Source organism: Paenibacillus salivarius (genome assembly GCF_051307165.1).
In the GTDB taxonomy this organism is placed as follows: domain Bacteria; phylum Bacillota; class Bacilli; order Paenibacillales; family Paenibacillaceae; genus Fontibacillus.
Window position 1 is genome coordinate 1,207,323 of record NZ_CP195592.1, and the last position, 18,286, is coordinate 1,225,608.

Genomic DNA, 18,286 nt, shown 5'->3' on the forward strand with positions numbered 1-18,286 from the left:
AATATGAACAGGATTTATGATCCGGCCTGGTTGAATTTTGGCGGAAGCTCGGCGGAACGTTTCAAAACGTTTAAGCCGCTTGAAGCTTATTTGCGTAAGATCGTGACGGCGGAGGCCAACCCTTCGCAAGTGTTCCGTACGGCGATTCAAGAATTGACCGGAGGCATTGCTCTTCTGACAGGGGCGGAGCCCGAGGTTATTCACGAAGAGACCGCCGGTAGTTTCCTGATCTTGGCTACCCTCGGCAGCGGGGGATACCCGCCCTTCCTGGACGAAACGCTTGGTGCGGGGGAAGCTGCCCGTTTGGGAGAAGAAGGTTACATCCTGCGCAGTTCCGGGGGAGACAAGAAATTCATACTGATTGCGGGAGGGACGGAAAAGGGAGTGCTTCACGGCGTATTTCATTTCCTGCGCCTGCTCCAGACGGGCCGTGCGAACGAAGCGTTAAATCTGCTGGAAATTCCAAAATACCGGCTTCGCATGGTCAATCAGTGGGATAACATGGACGGAACCATTGAGCGCGGATATGCGGGCAGGTCGATATTTTACAAAGACAACGCCATCGTTCCCGATCTGACTCGCGTACGGGAGTACGCCAGATTATTAGCCTCCGTCGGGATTAACGGGATCGCGGTCAATAATGTAAACGTCCATGCTGCGGAAACGAAGCTGATAACTCCACCCGTGCTGCCCGATGTCGCCCGATTAGCCGACGTGTTCCGCGATTACGGAATCCGCCTCTATCTCAGCGTAAACTTCGCGGCGCCGCTGGAGCTAGGGGATACCTCCACAGCCGATCCGTTGGAACCGGAAGTGCGGGGCTGGTGGAAACGAAAAGCGGCCGATATATACCGGTACATTCCCGACTTTGGCGGTTTTCTGGTCAAGGCCGATTCGGAGAACCGTCCCGGGCCGTTTACTTACGGGCGGAATCATGCCGATGGAGCCAATATGCTGGCGGAAGCTTTGGAGCCCTTTGGCGGACTCGTCCTGTGGAGATGCTTCGTGTACGACTGCCATCAGGATTGGAGGGATCGCAAAACGGACCGCGCACGCGCCGCCTATGATCACTTCAAGCCGCTGGACGGCCAATTTAAAGACAATGTAATCCTGCAAATCAAGAACGGACCGATGGATTTTCAGGTCAGAGAACCGGTGTCTCCCTTGTTCGGAGCCATGGAGCGTACGAATCAAATGCTGGAACTTCAGATTACGCAGGAGTACACAGGCCAGCAAAGACACGTATGCTATTTGATTCCGCAATGGAAAGAGGTGCTGGAATTCGATACGCTTTGCCAAGGGAAAGGCAGCAAGGTAAAGGAGATCGTGGCCGGGCAGGTATATTCTTTTCAGCATAGCGGGATTACGGCGGTATCCAATATCGGCGATGACCTGAATTGGACGGGGCACTACCTTGCCCAGTCGAACCTTTACGGGTACGGGCGATTGCTATGGAATCCGGATTTGACGGCGGAAGAGATTGGCGAGGAGTGGACCCGCATGACCTTTGGACTTGATCAGGACGTGACTGATACCATCCTGGAAATGCTGATGGAGTCCTGGCCGGCCTATGAAAATTATACCTCGCCGCTTGGCGTGGGCTGGATGGTCGTGCCGCATACACACTATGGCCCGGACGTGGACGGTTACGAATACTCCAAATGGGGAACGTATCATTTTGCGGATCGGGACGGTATCGGAGTAGACAGAACGCAGGCTTCCGGAACTGGGTATGCGGGCCAATATGTCGGCGCTAATGCAGCCATGTATGAGGGCTTGGAAACTTGCCCGGACGAACTCCTGCTGTTTTTTCACCATGTTCCGTATACCCATGTTTTGAAATCCGGCAAGACGGTGATTCAGCATATTTATGACACCCATTTTGCGGGGGTGGAGCAGGTGGAACAGTGGCTCGTGCACTGGGATGCCCTGGAGCGCAAGCTTGATCCGCGGCGCTTTAATCATGTCAAAGAACGGTTGCTGGAGCAGTTGGAGAGCGCGAAGCAATGGCGCGATGTGATCAATACGTACTTTTACCGAAAATCGGGTATTAAAGATGAGCACAATAGAGTGATCTATTAGCGGCAAGGGCCTTGAATTTCAACCCGGGTTGGAATTCAGGGCCTTTTATGTTTCCTTCACCCTGCTATAGGCACCCGCATAGGCTATAACGAGAAAGGGAACCTGGGAGGAGAATGAAATTGTACTGTAAGACTTGCCAGCAATATTACGGGTATGAACCGGTAAGAGGGGCCTATTGGCCTTCGTATTATTACAACCCGCCCGCGTCCGGACATTGGCGTTTCTACCGGGATCATGAGCAAATGACGATGAATATCAAGGACCACGGTCCGAATCCATTCGTCGTCAATATCGAAGAGGCGGCCGAGCACAACCGAAATTTCCGGACCGCATTATGGACGGGAACCCACTTGCAGGTCACATTGATGAGTCTTATGCCGGGTGAAGATATCGGATTGGAAATTCATCCGGGGACTGATCAATTTCTTCGTATCGAAGACGGGCATGGCTTCGTGCAAATGGGAGCCCGGAAAGACCGGCTGGATTTCCAAAGAAACGTGAATGAGGATGATGCGATCATCGTTCCTGCCGGAACTTGGCATAACCTGACCAATACGGGAACGAAGCCGCTCAAGCTGTACTCGATTTACGCTCCTCCCCGGCATCCGTTCGGAACCGTGCAAAGAACGAAAGCGGACGCTTTGGCGGGCGAAGGTCATGCTTCGTATTAACAATAGGTTACATTTTCTGGAAGTTGATTTTCTGATATAATGAAAAAAACGCGGGAAGCCGGCTCTTTCTTCGTAAAAGAAGAGTCGGCTTTTGCATATCGAGAGAGATAAAAATGAGCAAGAATGACAAAGAGAGATTAATATTTTGGATTATTTGCTTCCCGTGTTATTATGTAATAAACCTAACGTAAACTAACACGTTTGAGGTTCGGAATTTTTAGAAAAATAATATGTCGTCAAGTAGGTTGATAAAATGAAAAAAGTAACGATCCAGGAAATCGCAGATTATTCCGGGGTGTCCAAGTTTGCCGTATCCCGTGCTCTCTCGGGGAAGCCGGGAGTCAGCGCGCAGACGAGAGAGATGATATTAAAAGCCGCGGGCCAGCTCGGATACTTCAAGAGTTCCGGAAAATCGGCCTTGGTGCAAGTCCCTCCCCAGGACGCGGAAGGAGAAGCCTCGCCCGGGGCTATCCTCGTGTTGTTCCCGAATGTCCGATACCAGGATATCGACTCGCTGTATTGGGGCCGGGTTTTCAACGGAATTTCCGCCCGCCTGAACCAGAAAGGGGCGGACATTCTTACGCTTACGGAACCGTCGGGGGAATCGTCCATGTTTTCCCTGCTCAATCCGAATGCGATTGGCGGAATTTTAACGATCGGAGCCGTGTCGACGCAGGTTCTGCTTGAGATCAAAAATTTGGACATCCCTGTTGTCATGGTGGATCACCAGGATCCGGCCTTTCAGGCGGATGCCGTATTTTCGGACAATTTCCATTGCATGAGAGAAATGATGATCAAGCTGGTCAGCAAAGGCTACAGAAACTTCCAGTTTGTCGGACAGATCGGGTACGCACAGAGCTTTTACGAACGATGGCTGGGGTTCAGATCGGTCATGGAAGAGCATCAGCTGGACTACGTGCAGATTCCTGAGCTCATCGGGCCGGAAATCGCGCATGTTCATGAAGCGGTGCCTAAAGTTGCGGCCGCCCACGAATTGCCGGAGGTGTTTGTTTGCGTGAACGATACGACGGCCCAATTCGTGATGGAAGCTCTTCAAAAGCTGGATGTCCCCGTTCCCGGCAAGATACAATTCACCGGATTCGATAACACGGATGAAACGCTGCCTCTCCTTGCGACCGTGGACGTGAACAAGGAGCTTCTTGGCATGCGGGCCGTTGACAAGCTTTTATGGCGCATGGCCAATCCGCAGTCAAATTTCGAAAGGCTGCTGATTTATGGAGATGTCGTTCTCCGGGAGAACAATTCCGTTTCTAAAGAGCAATAAGAATAAAGGTTGCAAGCCCTGGCGATGAAGGTGATCGCCGGGGTTTTTATTTTGTTTTGCAGGACAAGTTAGCATAAAACCCATCTTGTTATCATAATTATTTATTGACGAATTATATTGTTGGCGGTATATTATTTGGCAAACGGTAATAACAAAATGGGGTGATTTACAATAACTTGTTTTGTAATAGGTGTTATTTTGTTAGTAAATGAATGAGAATGTAAGCGGGGTTTCATGAAAGTAAGATCTATAGAACAAATGGGAGGTTTCACAATGAAAAAAATGAAAGGGCTTTCTTTATTGTTGTTCTGTCTTATTTTTCTGCTTTCCGCCTGCGGTGGCGGCAATAACACCGCCCAGAATACGCCGTCCCCGTCGCCGGAAGCGACCAATACGGCTCCGCAGGAATCGGCCGAGCCCGAACCGTCGGAGGAGCCTGCCATTGATTTGGGAGGACGGGTGATCAAGGTTGCCGCTTGGTGGGATTTGAAGCCGGCCGGGGCAACCGCGGGTGACAAGGCGCGCCTCGAAAAAATAGCTGAAGTTGAAAAAAAATATAACTGCAAATTTGAATTTGTGAACGTGCCGTTTGAGGAGTACATGAACAAATTCACGACGAGCGTACTGGCCGGCGAGCCGTTCGCCGATATCGTGCAGATGGAATATAAGTCCGCATTGCCTGCCATTTTGAAAGGGCAATTGCTTCCGCTCAGCGAGTTTACGACAGAAAAAAACAACATCAACAACGGGGGCAACCTGCAAATGAAATATCCTGCGATCGGTGGCGGGGAATATGCTTTCGATAACCCGCTTTCGATCGGACCGGGGCTCCACTACAACCGGGAATTGTTCAAGAAACTGGGCCTCCCGGACCTTCAGGAACTTTACAGTAAAGGAGAATGGAACTGGGATAAGCTTTTGGAAATCGCCAAACAGGCGACAAAAGATACGGATAACGACGGAAAAACGGATGTTTGGGGCTTTTCCGGCTGGGCCATCGATGCGGTGAAGCACTTCACGGCAGCCAACGGCGGAGTAACCGTAGACTCCAATAACGCGAAGGAAATGTTGTCCGACCCGCGCACTATTGAAGCCGCGGAATTCGTGAACCGTTTGTACAACGTCGATAAGGTCGTTCGGGTAAAAACGGGCAACAAGACCAACTGGGAAGAAACAAACACGTTTAAAGACGGCAATGTGGCGATGTTCCCTGCAGCGGAATGGATGCTCGGCGATTTGACATTTGAAGTCGGCATCGTGCCATACCCGAACGGGCCGCAAGGATCGGCGGAACAAACCTATGCGAACACCGCGGCTTCCGCCAAATTCATTCCGAAGGGCGTGAAGGACCCGGCAGCCGTGTACCAGGCCTATGAAGAAACGTTCGATTTCCCGCCGACCGAGGAATATCCGGGGCAGGATTACCTGGAAAGCATGTACAGCAACCAGGAGGACATCGACATGATCCGCGAGCATATCGTGGGCACGGGCGTCATTACCTTGGACGAAGCGTATCCGGACTATCCGACGAACGCGTTCGTGGAAGACATTATCGTGAACAACCAATCCGTCACCGCGACAGCCGAAAAATACAAGCAGCAGGCGCAGGCAGCCGTCGATAAGCTCGGCAAGTAAGGGTTCGCGTCTTTAGCTGAATAGATTGGCGGGAAGGGGACGTATTTATCATTCGCGTCCCTTTCCTGTTCACACGGGCTTTGCGAGGAGGATGGACTTTGACTGGGATACAGAAGCTTAGCAATAAATGGGGATGGTTGTTGGTCATCGTCGCTGCCGTTTTGCTGATCCTGTGGATCGCCGGCGTTTTCGGCGGCACCGCCGATTCAACAAGAACGGGAGGAAAGATCACCGAGCTTCCGGTCGTCAAGCTGGCCGCCGGGGTGAAAGGGAACTCGTCCTTGCCCTCCTATACCGATTACTTGGCCGGATTCGAAGGAGCCTCGCGACCCGACGCGGAAGTCGTTATCGAGGCCTCGGAGTTCTCCCGTGCGGATGGTGCGGATATCAAGAAGCTGGAAAATTACGAGGGAAGCGACGGAATCTCGGTTTATACCGGGGAGAAGGGCGAGATCGAATGGAAGGTCGCCGTTCCCGAGGCGGGATTTTACAATTTGTCGCTGCTTTATTTTCCGGTGGAAGGTAAAAGCTCCTCGATCGAACGATCGCTCAAAATCGACGGCGGCATCCCGTTCGAGGAAGCGGGGTACCTGCAGTTCGACAGGATCTGGGACAACGAGAAGCCGGATATCGAGCGGGACAACCAAGGCAACGATTTGAGGCCGAAACAGGCGGAGCGTCCGGAGTGGCGGGAGACCTTGATGGAGGACTCCGACGGATATATCACGGAACCGTTCCGATTTTATTTTGACAAAGGAGAACATACGTTGACGTTGGCCGCCTCGCGGGAGCCGATGGTCATTCGGAGCCTGAAGCTGTTCAAGCATGAAGAGGCGCTTCCGTACGAAGAAGCGAAACGGCAATACGAAGCGGAAGGATGGAAGGAAACCGAAGGGCGGCTCATCGTCGTACAGGGGGAAGACGCAATCCGGAAATCCTCGCCGACACTCTATCCGCTGAGCGAACGTTCGAGTCCGAGTGTAAGCCCTTACAGCGCGTCCAAAGTGCGGATAAACACGATCGGGGGCTATAGCTGGCGGCTCCCCGGGCAGTGGATCGAGTGGGAGATCGACGTTCCCGAGACGGGCTTGTATAAAATCGGGTTCCGGACCCAGCAAAATTTCGTGCGGGGGATTTACTCGACGCGGAAGCTGACGATTGACGGACAAGTACCCTTCGAGGAAATGAACCGGGCTCCATTCCGCTATCAAAGCGGATACCGGATCGATGTGATGGGGGCGGAGGACCCGTATTTGTTCAAGCTGGAAGAGGGTAAGCATGTGCTCCGTCTCGAGGTCAGCCTCGGAGAATTCGCGCCGCTGATCCAACAGGTGGAGGACAGCCTGCTGAACCTGAACGCGATGTACCGAAAAATACTGATGATAACCGGCACCAAGCCGGATGAGTATCGGGATTACCGGGTTGAGCAGCGGATTCCCGAGCTGCTGGAGGTGTTCCAGGCGGAAAGCGAACGCCTGAAAGCGATAGCGGCAAGGCTTGTGGAGCTCTCCGGACAGTCGAGCGACCAGGAAGCGCTGCTCAAGACGATGGCGGTTCAGCTCGACGAGATGTTGAAGGAGCCCGAAACGATTCCGCGGAGACTGACGGCATACAAGACGAACACCGGCGGCCTGGGCACCTGGCTGCAGCAGGCCAGAGAGCAGCCGCTGGAGATCGACGAGATTTATATCGCATCCCCGAATCAAAAGCTGCCGAAGGGCGGTCTCGGCGCGGGCGATAAAATCGTCCACGAGTTGTCCACCTTTGCGGCTTCGTTCTTCATCGATTACAACCGGATCGGCAACGTGGCCGACGAAAAGGATCAGCGATCGGTAACCGTATGGATCGGCAGCGGACGCGATCAGGCGAATGCGATCAAGGCGATGATCGACGAGACGTTTACGCCCCAAACCGGCATTAACGTTAACCTGAAGCTCGTCAACATGGGTACGATTTTGCCCGCGACGCTGGCCGGGCAAGGCCCCGACGTCGCCATGCAAATCGGCAACGATTTGCCGGTCAATTTCGCGATGCGGAATGCGGCGGCCGATTTGACGCAGTTCGGCGATTACGAAGAGGTGGCCGCCCGATTCCGGGAGAGCGCGATCGTGCCGTACGAATATCGCGGCGGTGTGTATGCGCTGCCGGAAACGCAGACGTTTAACATGCTGTTTTACCGCAAGGATGTGCTTGCCGAGCTTGGCCTTGAAGTGCCGGAAACCTGGGACGACGTCTCGAATTTGCTGGCCGTGCTGAACAAAAATCATATGGCCTTCGGTCTCCCGGTCGTGGCCCAGGCGCCGAACCAATGGACGACGCTGCCGCCGAACTCGATGTACGCTACCTTGCTGATGCAAAACGGCGGACAATTTTACCGGAATAACGATACGGAATCGGACCTGGACTCCAAGGTCGGCATCGAGTCGTTCAAGCAGTGGACGGAGTATTATACGGATTACAAGCTGGAGCGGGAGTACGATTTCCCGAACCGGTTCAGAACCGGCCAAATGCCGATCGGCATTGCGGATTACACCACGTACAATCAACTGTCTGTGTTCGCCCCGGAAATTCGCGGCTTGTGGGGGTTTGCGCCGGTGCCCGGTACGGTCAAGGAGGACGGAACCGTCGATCATACCGTTCCGGCCGGAGGAAGCGGGGTGCTGATGCTGGATGATGCCAAAGATAAAGAAGCCGCTTGGGAGTTTTTGAAGTGGTGGACGAGTGACGACACGCAAACGACCTTCGGGAGAGAGATGGAAGGACTTATGGGTGCCGCTGCCCGTTACCCGACCGCGAACATTAACGCGCTCGCTCAGCTGCCATGGCCGGTGGAGGATTACGAGAACCTGGAAGAGCAGTTCAAATGGGTCGAAGGCATTCCCGAAGTGCCCGGCGGCTATTCCACGGGAAGAAATCTGTTCAACGCGTTTTACAGATCGGTTATCAGCGGGATCGAGCCGCGGGAAGCGATCATGGATTCCGTTCAATATATCCACGACGAGATCCGCAACAAGCAAGAAGAATTCGGCCAGCCGCAGAAGTAGGGGGGAATCGATATGCACAATACCTGGTGGGCCTTAAAGTGGCGCGAGATCAAAGCCAGCAAGCATTCCTACATTCTGCTGGCGCCGTACATGATTTTATTCATGCTGTTTACCGTGCTTCCCGTTCTCATTTCGATCGTACTGAGCTTTACTTATTTCAACATGCTGGAATTTCCGCGGTTCGTCGGGTGGCAAAACTATACCCGTCTTTTTCTCGAGGACGACATCTTCCTGACCGCGATGAAAAATACGCTCCTGTTCGCGGCGATCACGGGACCCGTCAGTTACCTGGCCTGCTTCGTGTTCGCCTGGATCATCAACGAGCTCGGCCCAAAGCTCAGGGCGTTCATGACGCTGATTTTCTACGCTCCGTCCATTTCGGGCAACGTGTATTTCATCTGGCTGATGATTTTCTCGGGGGACCGCTACGGGATCGCTAACGGGCTGCTCATCAAGCTCGGCTTTATTTTGGAGCCGATTCAATGGCTGAAGACGGAAGCCTATATTTTGCCGATCATTATTCTCGCCCAGCTGTGGCTGAGCCTGGGAACCGGCTTCCTCGCGTTTATCGCCGGCCTGCAAACGGTCGACAAAACGCTGTACGAGGCCGGGGCCGTCGACGGCATCCGCAATCGCTGGCAGGAGCTGTGGTACGTCACGCTTCCGTCCATGCGTCCGCAACTGATGTTCGGCGCCGTCATCCAGCTCACGACCTCGTTCGCCGTCGCGGACGTGTCGATCGCACTGGCCGGTTTTCCGAGCGTCAACTATGCCGCCGAGACGATTGTTACCCACCTGATCGATTACGGGACGACCCGGTTTGAAATGGGCTTCGCGTCCGCGATTGCGACCGTGCTGTTCATGCTGATGGTCGGAACGAACCTGATCGTCCAAAAACTTCTGAGTAAGGTGGGTGAGTAACGTGAAAGTGGAAACGAAAATGACCGGAACGGGGGCCCTAAGCCGCCCGTTGCCGTTCAAATTCAGACTGCGGCGGGGAAAAAAGCGGGTCAACCGTTCCTTTGCCGGGACCTTCTTCCTGTTCCTGCTGCTTGCGGCGTTCGGCGCTTTCATGGCGCTTCCGCTCGTCTATGCGATCAACAACGCGTTCAAACCGCTTGACGAAATCTTTCTGTTTCCGCCGACGCTATTCGTCCGAAATCCGACGTGGAACAATTTTCTCGATCTCATGAACCTGCTCGGCCAGTCGTGGGTACCGTTTTCCCGTTACATTTTCAATACGGTGTTCATTACGGGAGCGGGAATCGTAGGTCATGTCATTCTCGCTTCGGCTGCGGCGTATCCGCTGGCCAAGCACAAATTTCCGGGCAAATCGATCCTGTTCACGATCGTGGTGCTGTCGCTGATGTTTACGCCCGTCGTGACGCAAACGCCGAACTACATGATTTTGTCCTGGCTCGGCATGATCGACACGTACTGGGCCTTGATTATTCCGGCGTTCGCCTATTCCCTCGGCCTGTATTTGATGAAGCAGTTCATGGAGCAGATTCCCGATGCGCTGCTGGAGGCGGCGAAGATCGACGGAGCCAGCGAATACCGGATCTTCTGGCAGATCGTCATGCCGAACGTCAAACCGGCTTGGCTGACGCTGATCATATTGCTGTTCCAAATGCTGTGGGGAAGCGACGGGAACGGGTTCATTTACAGCGAGCAGCTGAAATCGCTCCACTACGCCGCGAACCAGATCATATTGGGCGGGATTGCCCGGGCCGGCGCGGGGGCGGCGGTGGCGCTCATCCTGATGAGCGTTCCGATCACCCTGTTCGTGTTCGCGCAGAGCCGGATCATCGAAACGATGGCGACGTCGGGCATGAAGGATTAAGGGAGGGGAGAAATATGACAGCGAAAAAATGGTTCGTTTACGCCGCAGCGATCTCCCTGATACTGACTTCCGTCATACCCGGCACGTCGTCCCGTGCTTCGGCGGCGCCAGCTTCTTCCCCGGTTTCGGGAACCGCTCCGGCACCGTACGAAAGCTACAACTACAATTTCTGGAAGGAAGCGACGCCGATGCCGGCGGCTTACTTGCCCGAGAAATACATTACCGGCAAGGAGCTGGGGGTCGGAAATTTCCTCGAACCTGCAGACATGCATATGTCGGATGCGGGCACCCTGTACGTCCTGGATAGCGGCAACCAGCGGATCGTAAAGATTCCGGAGGACGGAACGGGAGCCGAAGTCATTTCCTCCTTCGACAATAACGGCAAGGAGGACGGGTTCGCCAATCCCTCGGGCATATTTACGGACCGGGATGAACGCATCTATGTGGCGGACACGGATCACGGCCGGGTCGTCATCTTGAGCCCGGAAGGAAAGCTCGTGAGCATCATCGAAAATCCGCAATCGGAAGTGCTGCCGGCGAATTTTCAGTTCGTGCCGCTCAAGGTGAGCGTCGATGAAGCGAAGCGGGTGTTCGTGGTCGCCCGCGGCGTCTATGAAGGCATCATGCAATTCGACGAGAAAGGGACGTTCATCGGGTACGTCGGGACGATCAAGGTCAAACGCAACTATGTCGACTATTTCTGGCGGCTCGTATCCACCAAAGCGCAGCGGGCGCAGATGGCGCTGTTCGTGCCGACGGAATTTTCCAATCTGGATATGGATCATAAAGGCTTCGTCTACGCCACGAATATCGACGTCGGTTCCAAGGAACCGATCAAACGGTTGAACCCGTCCGGCGAGGACGTGCTGAAACGGTTCGGATACTACGACGTGGCGGGAGACATCTACTACCGAAGAGTCGTCGGGCCTTCGAAGTTCGTGGACATCAAGGTGATGGGAGACGGCATGTACAGCGCGCTCGACTCCACGCAGGGACGGGTGTTTACGTACGACGAGTCCGGCAATCTTCTGTACATTTTCGGAGGACGCGGTAATCAGCTGGGCATGTTCAAAACGCCTGTGGCGATCGAACAGTCGGGAGAACGGCAGTTTGTACTGGACCGGGGCAAAGGTAACATTGTCGTGTTCGGACCTACGGAGTTCGGGCTTAACGTCAATACGGCCGTCCGCCTGCATTACCGGGGCGAAGATACCGAGGCGGAAAGCTATTGGAACCGGGTGCTCGAGTTGAACGCCAATTATGATATCGCTTACACCGGGATCGGCAAAGCCAAGCTGATGCGTAAGGAAAATAAAGAGGCATTGACCTATTTCAAGCTTGGCATGGACCGTAAAAACTACTCCGTCGCCTACAAAAGATACCGCAGAGAAGTGATGAAGGAGCATTTCGGCACGGTGCTGACACTGCTTTTGACGGCCGTGCTGGCCTTTGCCGCTTATAAGGCAGCGAGACACTGGAAGCAAAGGAGGGTTAAGGGCCATGAAGCGGGACGATCTTAAATTTCCTCTCCATGTCATCGTTCATCCGTTCGACGGTTTTTGGGATATGAAATACGAACAAAGAGGCAAGCTGCGCATCGCATTGGCGATTCTGTTCCTTCTCGTGGTTGCCATGATTTTGCAGCGGCAGTTTGCCGGTTTTCTCGTTAATTTCAACGATCCCCGGCGGCTGAACAGCATGAGCGAGCTCGTTTTCGTCGTGCTGCCGTTTTTTCTGTGGTGCATTGCCAACTGGTCGGTGACGACGCTGATGGGGGGCGAGGGCAAATTCAGGGATATCGTGATGGCTACCTCGTATGCGCTCGTTCCGATGGTGCTGATATATCCGCCGATGACGCTGGTCAGCCGGTTTATGGTGCAGGAGGAAACGTCTTTCTACTACCTGCTGAACACGGTGGCCGCCATTTGGTTTATCGGCCTTTTGTTCGTCGGCATCATGACCGTTCACCAGTATACGCCCGCAAAAACGGTGCTGACGATGATCCTGACCGTGATCGTGATGGGCATCATCGTTTTCCTGGGAACGCTTATTTTCAGCATGCTGCAGCAAATTTACGAGTTTATCGTCAACATTTACAGAGAGCTTATTTTTCGGGTATAGGAGGCGGGAGACATGAATAAACGAAAATGGACCTTTACGCTGCTCGCCTGTGCCGTTATCGTCGCCATCGCCGGAGGGTTTATGCTGTTTAACCAGGGGGCTCCGGCGGTTGATCCCGCCGATTACCGGCCGAAGGCCGAGGGCCCTGAGCCCGGAAAAGAGCTCGCTGCGCTGCAGGATGGGGGAGCCGGGGTTCCCGGGATGATGCTGGTCGCACAAAATGAAGCTTTATCTTTATATTACAACGAAAAAACGGCCGAAGTGGCCGTCGTGGATCGCGAAAGCGGCGAAGCCTGGTACAGCAATCCGCAAGGGCGAGACGAAGACGCGATCGCTTCCCCGTTCGAAAAAGAAGTGATGGCCTCCCAATTCGCCGTCTCGTTCCGCGACGAAATCGGCACGCTGGAGACCTATTGGAGCAACCCTTGGAGCGTGGTAAACAACAACTTTTCGGCGGCGGCGATCGAGAACGGCATCCGGGTGACGTATACGCTCGGCGACGTTTCGCTCGGGATTGACGCCATGCCGAAATTCATCACCAAGGCAAGGTTCCAGGAAAAGGTGCTGAGCAAGCTGGACGAGACGCTCGCCAAGTACGTGGAGGTGCGCTACTACCCGGTGAAGGACAATCCCGACTTGCTGGAGCGGCTCGACGACCAGGTGAAGAAACCGCTCGTCATGAAAAAAATGCTGGCCGCCTTCCAGGAAGCGGGATACACGGAAGAAGACCTTGCCTTCGACAACGAGGCGAACGGCGGGGGTGCGGGCGGCGGCGCGGATAAGCCGAATTTCACGGTACCGCTGGAATACCGTCTGGACGGGGACTCCCTCGTCGTGTCGGTGCCGGTCGCTCAAGTGACGGAAAGCGCGAAGCACCGCATCCGCAGTATCGATCTGCTTCGTTTCTTCGGAGCGGCGGGAACGCAGGATGAAGGATATATGCTGGTGCCTGACGGCAGCGGCGCCCTGATCCGGCTCAACAACGGCAAGGTGAAGGAAGAGCAGTACGTCCAGCGGGTATACGGAGACGACCCGAACGACAACAGCTGGAGCCGGGGGCAAGTCGCCCGGAAGGCGTCCATGCCGGTTTACGGCATGAAAGCCGGCGATACCGGATGGTTCGCCGTGATCGAGGAAGGCGATGCGGTCGCAAGCATCGCCGCGGACATCAGCGGCAAGCAAAATTCCTACAACTATGTGTTCAGCAGCTTCGCCGTGCGCGGCGAGGATGAGCTGGAGCTGTACACGGGAAGCGAGGTTCAGGAAATTCAGCTGCTGAACGATAAATTGTACCAAGGCGATCTGACGGTCCGCTACCGGTTTCTGACCGGAGACGATGCCAGTTATTCCGGCATGGCGCGGACTTACCGGGAAGCGCTGGTCGGGCAGAACAAGCTGCGGCCGCTGGAAGAAGGGACGGACCTGCCGTTCTATGTGGATGTGCTGGGAAGCATCGACAAGCAGAAGTCTTTCCTGGGCGTTCCTTATGACGCCGTCGTGTCGATGACGACCTTTGAACAGGCCGGCCAAATCGCGCGGGAACTTGAGGATGACGGCATCTCCAATGTCCGGATGCGGTATTTAGGCTGGTTCGGCAAGGGCGTCCACCATAAAGCGCCGGTCAAGGCGAAGCCGGACGGGGTGCTTGGGAGCGGAGGCGACTTCAAAGAACTGTCCGCGCAGCTTGCGGAACAAGGCGGAGCCCTTTACCCGGATGTGGCGTTCCAGCGGGTGTACAGGGATGACGGTAATTTCAACCCGTCGTCGGACGCCGTGCGCTTCGTCACGAGGGATGTAGCCGAGCTTCATCCGTACGACCGGAATATGAACCGGATGGATCCGTATTACGGAACCTATCACCTGTTGTCGCCGGCGAAGCTGCCGTACTATGTCGGGAAGTTTTCGGACAGCTACGGAAAATACGGTCTCGGCGCGTTGTCGCTGCGGGATCTCGGCGGCGTGCTCAGCTCGGATTACCGGGTGCAGCGGGTCGTCTTCCGGGAAGACGCGAAGGCCATTGTGACGGACCAGCTAAAAGATTTAAGCGAAGCTTTTCCGGATCTGATGGTCTCGGACGCCAATGCTTACAGCTGGCCTTACGCCAAACATGTGATTGACGTCCCGGTAGCGAGCAGCCGGTTCAGCCTGACGGATGAGGAGGTTCCTTTTTATCAAATGGTCGTTCACGGGTATCTCGATATTGCCGGAGAGGCGCTGAATCTTAGCGATGAGCAGGAGCTGCGCAGACAGGTATTGACCTCGGTCGAGTATGGCACTTCGCCGCATTTCCTGTGGTCGTATGAGCCAACATCGGTGCTGAAGTTTACGCGGTTCGACTCGATGTTTTCCACGGAATACAAGGCTTGGTATGAGGACGCCGTCGCTTATTACAAAGAAGTCAACGAGGTGCTCGGTCCCCTGCGGACCCGGCCGATTTCCGAGCATATCCGGCATCGGGAAGGGGTTGCGGAAGTGAAGTATGAAGGCGGGGCGTCGGTCATCATTAACTATACGGATCAGCCGGTTACGGTAAACGGCGTTCGGGTGGAGGCACGGCATTTTGCTTTGGGTGGTGACGGGGCATGAAATTGAAGCTTAGCTTAACGCAAAAACGCTCCATGCTCGGCCTGTTGTTCATTGCGCCGTGGCTGCTCGGATTTATTTTCCTGTTCGCGGGACCGCTTGCCCAATCGATTCGCTTTAGCTTCAATAAGCTGACAGTGGCGCCGACCGGGTATGAGCTGCAAAATGTCGGCTGGAGAAACTTCACCGATGCGCTGTTCGTTGATGCGAATTTTAACCGGATTTTGACGGAGTCGGTTCTGGGCATGGTGGTCGATGTGCCGCTGATCTTATTTTTCAGCTTGTTCTCGGCCGTGCTGTTAAATCAAAAATTCCGGGGCAGGGGGATTGCGCGGGCGATCTTTTTCCTCCCCGTCATTCTGGCCTCCGGGGCGGTCGCGGCGGCGGAAAGCTCGGGACTCATCAATCTCGTCGGCAATGCAGAGGTTGCGGAACAGCTGGGTCAGGCTTCTTCCCAGTTCAACATCCGCTCGATGGTGATGATTTTGGCCGAAGCCGGGTTTCCGATCACTTTTATCGATTATATCGTGGAAGCGGTTATGAGGATTTACGAAATTATCAGCAGCTCGGGCGTGCAGATTTTGATCTTCCTGGCGGCGCTGCAGTCGGTTCCCGGCAATTTGTACGAAGTCGCTAAAATCGAAGGGGCTACGGCTTACGAAACCTTCTGGAAGGTGACGTTTCCGATGGTCAGCCCGCTGATTCTCACGAACATCATTTATACGATCATCGATTCTTTCTCGGACAGTCCGGTGACGCGAATGATTTATGAGACGGCCTTCAAGACGCAAAACTTCGGATTAAGCGCCGCGATGGCCTGGCTCTATACGATCGTGGTCAGTATTTTGCTGATCGTGATGGGCTACATCGTTTCGAGAAAAACGTTCTATCACAACTAGGAAGGGGCGATAAGCATGCAACCGATATGGAACCCTGCGGACACGGCCGCCCATAACCGCATCAACCGGGTGAAAAACAAAACGCTGGAATGGCTTTGGAGCATGTGCCGCTTTTTGCTCATCATCGGAATTACCTTTGTGATCATTTATCCGATTCTGATGAAGTTTTCGGTGGCCTTCAAGGCGAAAGAGGATATTTACAATCCGACGATTTACATGGTTCCGGTGCATGTTACGCTGGAAAACTTCAGGCTGGCGCTGGAACTGCTCGATTACTGGCCGCTGCTGCTTAATACGATGACCTACGTGGTGGTCACCATGGTGCTGACGACGATGTCGACCGCGCTGGCCGGTTACGGATTCGCCCGGTTCAAGTTTCCGGGGAGCAACCTGTTGTTCGGGCTCGTCATCCTGACGATTCTTATCCCGATGAGCACGCTGATGGTGCCGATGTACCTGCATTTCCGAAACTTCGACGTGCTCGGGCTTGTTCATCTGTTTACGGGTAAGGACGGGGTCAATCTGCTGAACAGCTTCTGGCCGTCCGTCATTACGTCCGCGACGGCGACGGGGCTGAAGGCGGGGCTGTTCATCTATATTTTCCGCCAGTTTTTCCGCGGGCTGCCGAAGGAAATCGAGGAAGCGGCGCTCATCGACGGAGCTGGCGGGATCAAAACCTTTTTCAAAATCATGCTGCCGAACGCCATCCCTCCGTTGATTACGGTGACCTTGTTTTCGTTCGTATGGCAGTATAACGACACGTTCTACACCTCGCTGTTCATGAGCGACAGCGCCTTGATGCCGCTGAAAATCGCCTCGCTGCCGGCGGACGCCAGCCAGTTCCTGACGATCCTGGCGGGTCTCGGCACCTCGGGGAAAGTGGATCCGAACTACGTGGCGCTCATCGTGGACACGGGCATATTGCTTGCCATTCTGCCCTTGATCGTGCTGTATTTGTTCGTGCAGCGTCACTTTGTGGAGAGCGTGGAGAGAACGGGGGTCGTGGGATAAGTTATGGAGAGAGCGGACATGCAACATACGCGGAGAGTGCAAGAATCGTTAACGTCCCAAAGCCCGCCGGATCCCCGCTTCCGGGTCGAACCGGCGCTGGTCAATCCAAAGGCATCGCCGGCCGCGCGGGCGCTGATGAAATATTTGTGCGACGTCTATGGCCTCAAAATGCTGACGGGCCAGCAAATCGGCGTGTTATCCACGCCGGAGCTGGACATCATCCATGAAGCGACGGGGAAATATCCGGCGGTGGCCGGGTTTGATTTTATGAATTACTCGCCTTCCCGCGTGGAGCGCGGCGCGGAATGCCGCGATACCGATTTGGCGATCGCATGGTGGAAGCGCGGCGGGATCGTGACGTTTTGCTGGCATTGGAATGCTCCGAAGGATCTTGTCGATCAACCGCCGGAACGTCCTTGGGATCGGGGATTTTATACCGATGCGACCACCTTCGACGTGGAGCGGGCGATGGGCGATCCCGATTCGGAGGAGTACCGGCTGATGATCCGGGATATCGACGCCATCGCCGTGCAGCTCGGACGCCTGCAGGATGCGGGCGTTCCCGTGCTGTGGCGGCCGCTCCATGAGGCGTCCGGCGGCTGGTTCTGGTGGGGCGCGAGGGGCCCGGCCCCGTGCATTGCGCTCTGGAAGCTGATGTACGACCGGCTCACTTTCTACCACGGGTTGAACAACCTGATCTGGGTGTGGAACGGCCAGCATGCGGATTGGTACCCGGGAGACGAGTACGTGGACATTATCGGCGAGGATATTTATGCTCCGGCGAAGGACTATTCGTCCCAGAAGGAGCGGTTTTCGACCGCATTGGCTTACACCAAGGCGAACAAAATCATCGCCTTGTCGGAGAACGGTGTCGTTCCCGATCCGGACCGGATGGCCGAGGACGGGACGCCATGGGCGTGGAACTGCACCTGGTACGGCGGGTTCGTCTTCGCGGAGGAGGGCGGACGGCGCGCGTATTCCGGCGAATACACCGAACTTGAGCAGCTCAGGAAGACCTACCATGATCCAAGGACGATTACGCTGGAGGAGCTGCCGGATTGGAAGGAATGGATCGGGGACTGAGGGGCTTTTGCTTCTTGCGGACATGGCGG

General features: G+C 54.9%; 13 protein-coding genes. All 13 read left to right on the forward strand.

Annotation, left to right across the window (positions count from 1 at the left end; translation table 11 throughout):
- Positions 1–3 precede the first annotated feature (3 nt).
- The gene (locus ACSFXJ_RS05430) at positions 4–2,082 is read left to right on the forward strand and encodes an alpha-glucuronidase family glycosyl hydrolase (RefSeq protein ID WP_435924192.1); all 2,079 of its coding nucleotides are present in this window, start codon (positions 4–6) and stop codon (positions 2,080–2,082) included.
- A gap of 119 nt (positions 2,083–2,201) precedes the next feature.
- Complete coding sequence (locus ACSFXJ_RS05435) at positions 2,202–2,753, forward strand: cupin domain-containing protein (protein ID WP_435924193.1); 552 nt, start codon at positions 2,202–2,204, stop codon at positions 2,751–2,753.
- 253 nt (positions 2,754–3,006) lie between these two features.
- A complete protein-coding gene (locus ACSFXJ_RS05440; protein ID WP_435924194.1) occupies positions 3,007–4,038 on the forward strand; it encodes a LacI family DNA-binding transcriptional regulator in 1,032 nt (343 codons plus the stop codon).
- A gap of 273 nt (positions 4,039–4,311) precedes the next feature.
- Complete coding sequence (locus tag ACSFXJ_RS05445) at positions 4,312–5,673, forward strand: ABC transporter substrate-binding protein (protein WP_435924195.1); 1,362 nt, start codon at positions 4,312–4,314, stop codon at positions 5,671–5,673.
- Between the two features lie 107 nt (positions 5,674–5,780).
- The gene (locus ACSFXJ_RS05450; protein WP_435925678.1) at positions 5,781–8,717 is read left to right on the forward strand and encodes an extracellular solute-binding protein; all 2,937 of its coding nucleotides are present in this window, start codon (positions 5,781–5,783) and stop codon (positions 8,715–8,717) included.
- A gap of 12 nt (positions 8,718–8,729) precedes the next feature.
- The gene (locus tag ACSFXJ_RS05455; RefSeq protein WP_435924196.1) at positions 8,730–9,638 is read left to right on the forward strand and encodes a carbohydrate ABC transporter permease; all 909 of its coding nucleotides are present in this window, start codon (positions 8,730–8,732) and stop codon (positions 9,636–9,638) included.
- A gap of 19 nt (positions 9,639–9,657) precedes the next feature.
- Positions 9,658–10,560: a carbohydrate ABC transporter permease gene (locus tag ACSFXJ_RS05460; protein WP_435925679.1), complete on the forward strand. Its 903-nt coding sequence runs from the start codon at positions 9,658–9,660 to the stop codon at positions 10,558–10,560.
- A 14-nt stretch (positions 10,561–10,574) separates the two neighbouring features.
- Positions 10,575–12,080: an SMP-30/gluconolactonase/LRE family protein gene (locus ACSFXJ_RS05465; protein ID WP_435924197.1), complete on the forward strand. Its 1,506-nt coding sequence runs from the start codon at positions 10,575–10,577 to the stop codon at positions 12,078–12,080.
- Positions 12,061–12,681 carry a Yip1 family protein gene (locus tag ACSFXJ_RS05470; RefSeq protein ID WP_435924198.1) on the forward strand — a complete coding sequence of 207 codons (621 nt, stop codon included), beginning with the start codon at positions 12,061–12,063 and terminating at the stop codon, positions 12,679–12,681. The genes ACSFXJ_RS05465 and ACSFXJ_RS05470 overlap by 20 nt, the downstream gene beginning before the upstream one ends.
- Before the next feature lie 12 nt (positions 12,682–12,693).
- Positions 12,694–15,267, forward strand: a complete 2,574-nt coding sequence (locus tag ACSFXJ_RS05475; RefSeq protein WP_435924199.1) for a DUF5696 domain-containing protein — start codon at positions 12,694–12,696, stop codon at positions 15,265–15,267.
- Positions 15,264–16,163 carry a carbohydrate ABC transporter permease gene (locus tag ACSFXJ_RS05480; protein ID WP_435924200.1) on the forward strand — a complete coding sequence of 300 codons (900 nt, stop codon included), beginning with the start codon at positions 15,264–15,266 and terminating at the stop codon, positions 16,161–16,163. The genes ACSFXJ_RS05475 and ACSFXJ_RS05480 overlap by 4 nt, the downstream gene beginning before the upstream one ends.
- Positions 16,164–16,178: 15 nt before the next feature.
- Positions 16,179–17,174, forward strand: a complete 996-nt coding sequence (locus ACSFXJ_RS05485; RefSeq protein ID WP_435924201.1) for a carbohydrate ABC transporter permease — start codon at positions 16,179–16,181, stop codon at positions 17,172–17,174.
- Between the two features lie 18 nt (positions 17,175–17,192).
- On the forward strand, positions 17,193–18,257 hold the full coding sequence (locus ACSFXJ_RS05490; protein ID WP_435924202.1) for a glycosyl hydrolase: 1,065 nt from the start codon (positions 17,193–17,195) through the stop codon (positions 18,255–18,257).
- The last annotated feature ends 29 nt before the right edge of the window (positions 18,258–18,286 follow it).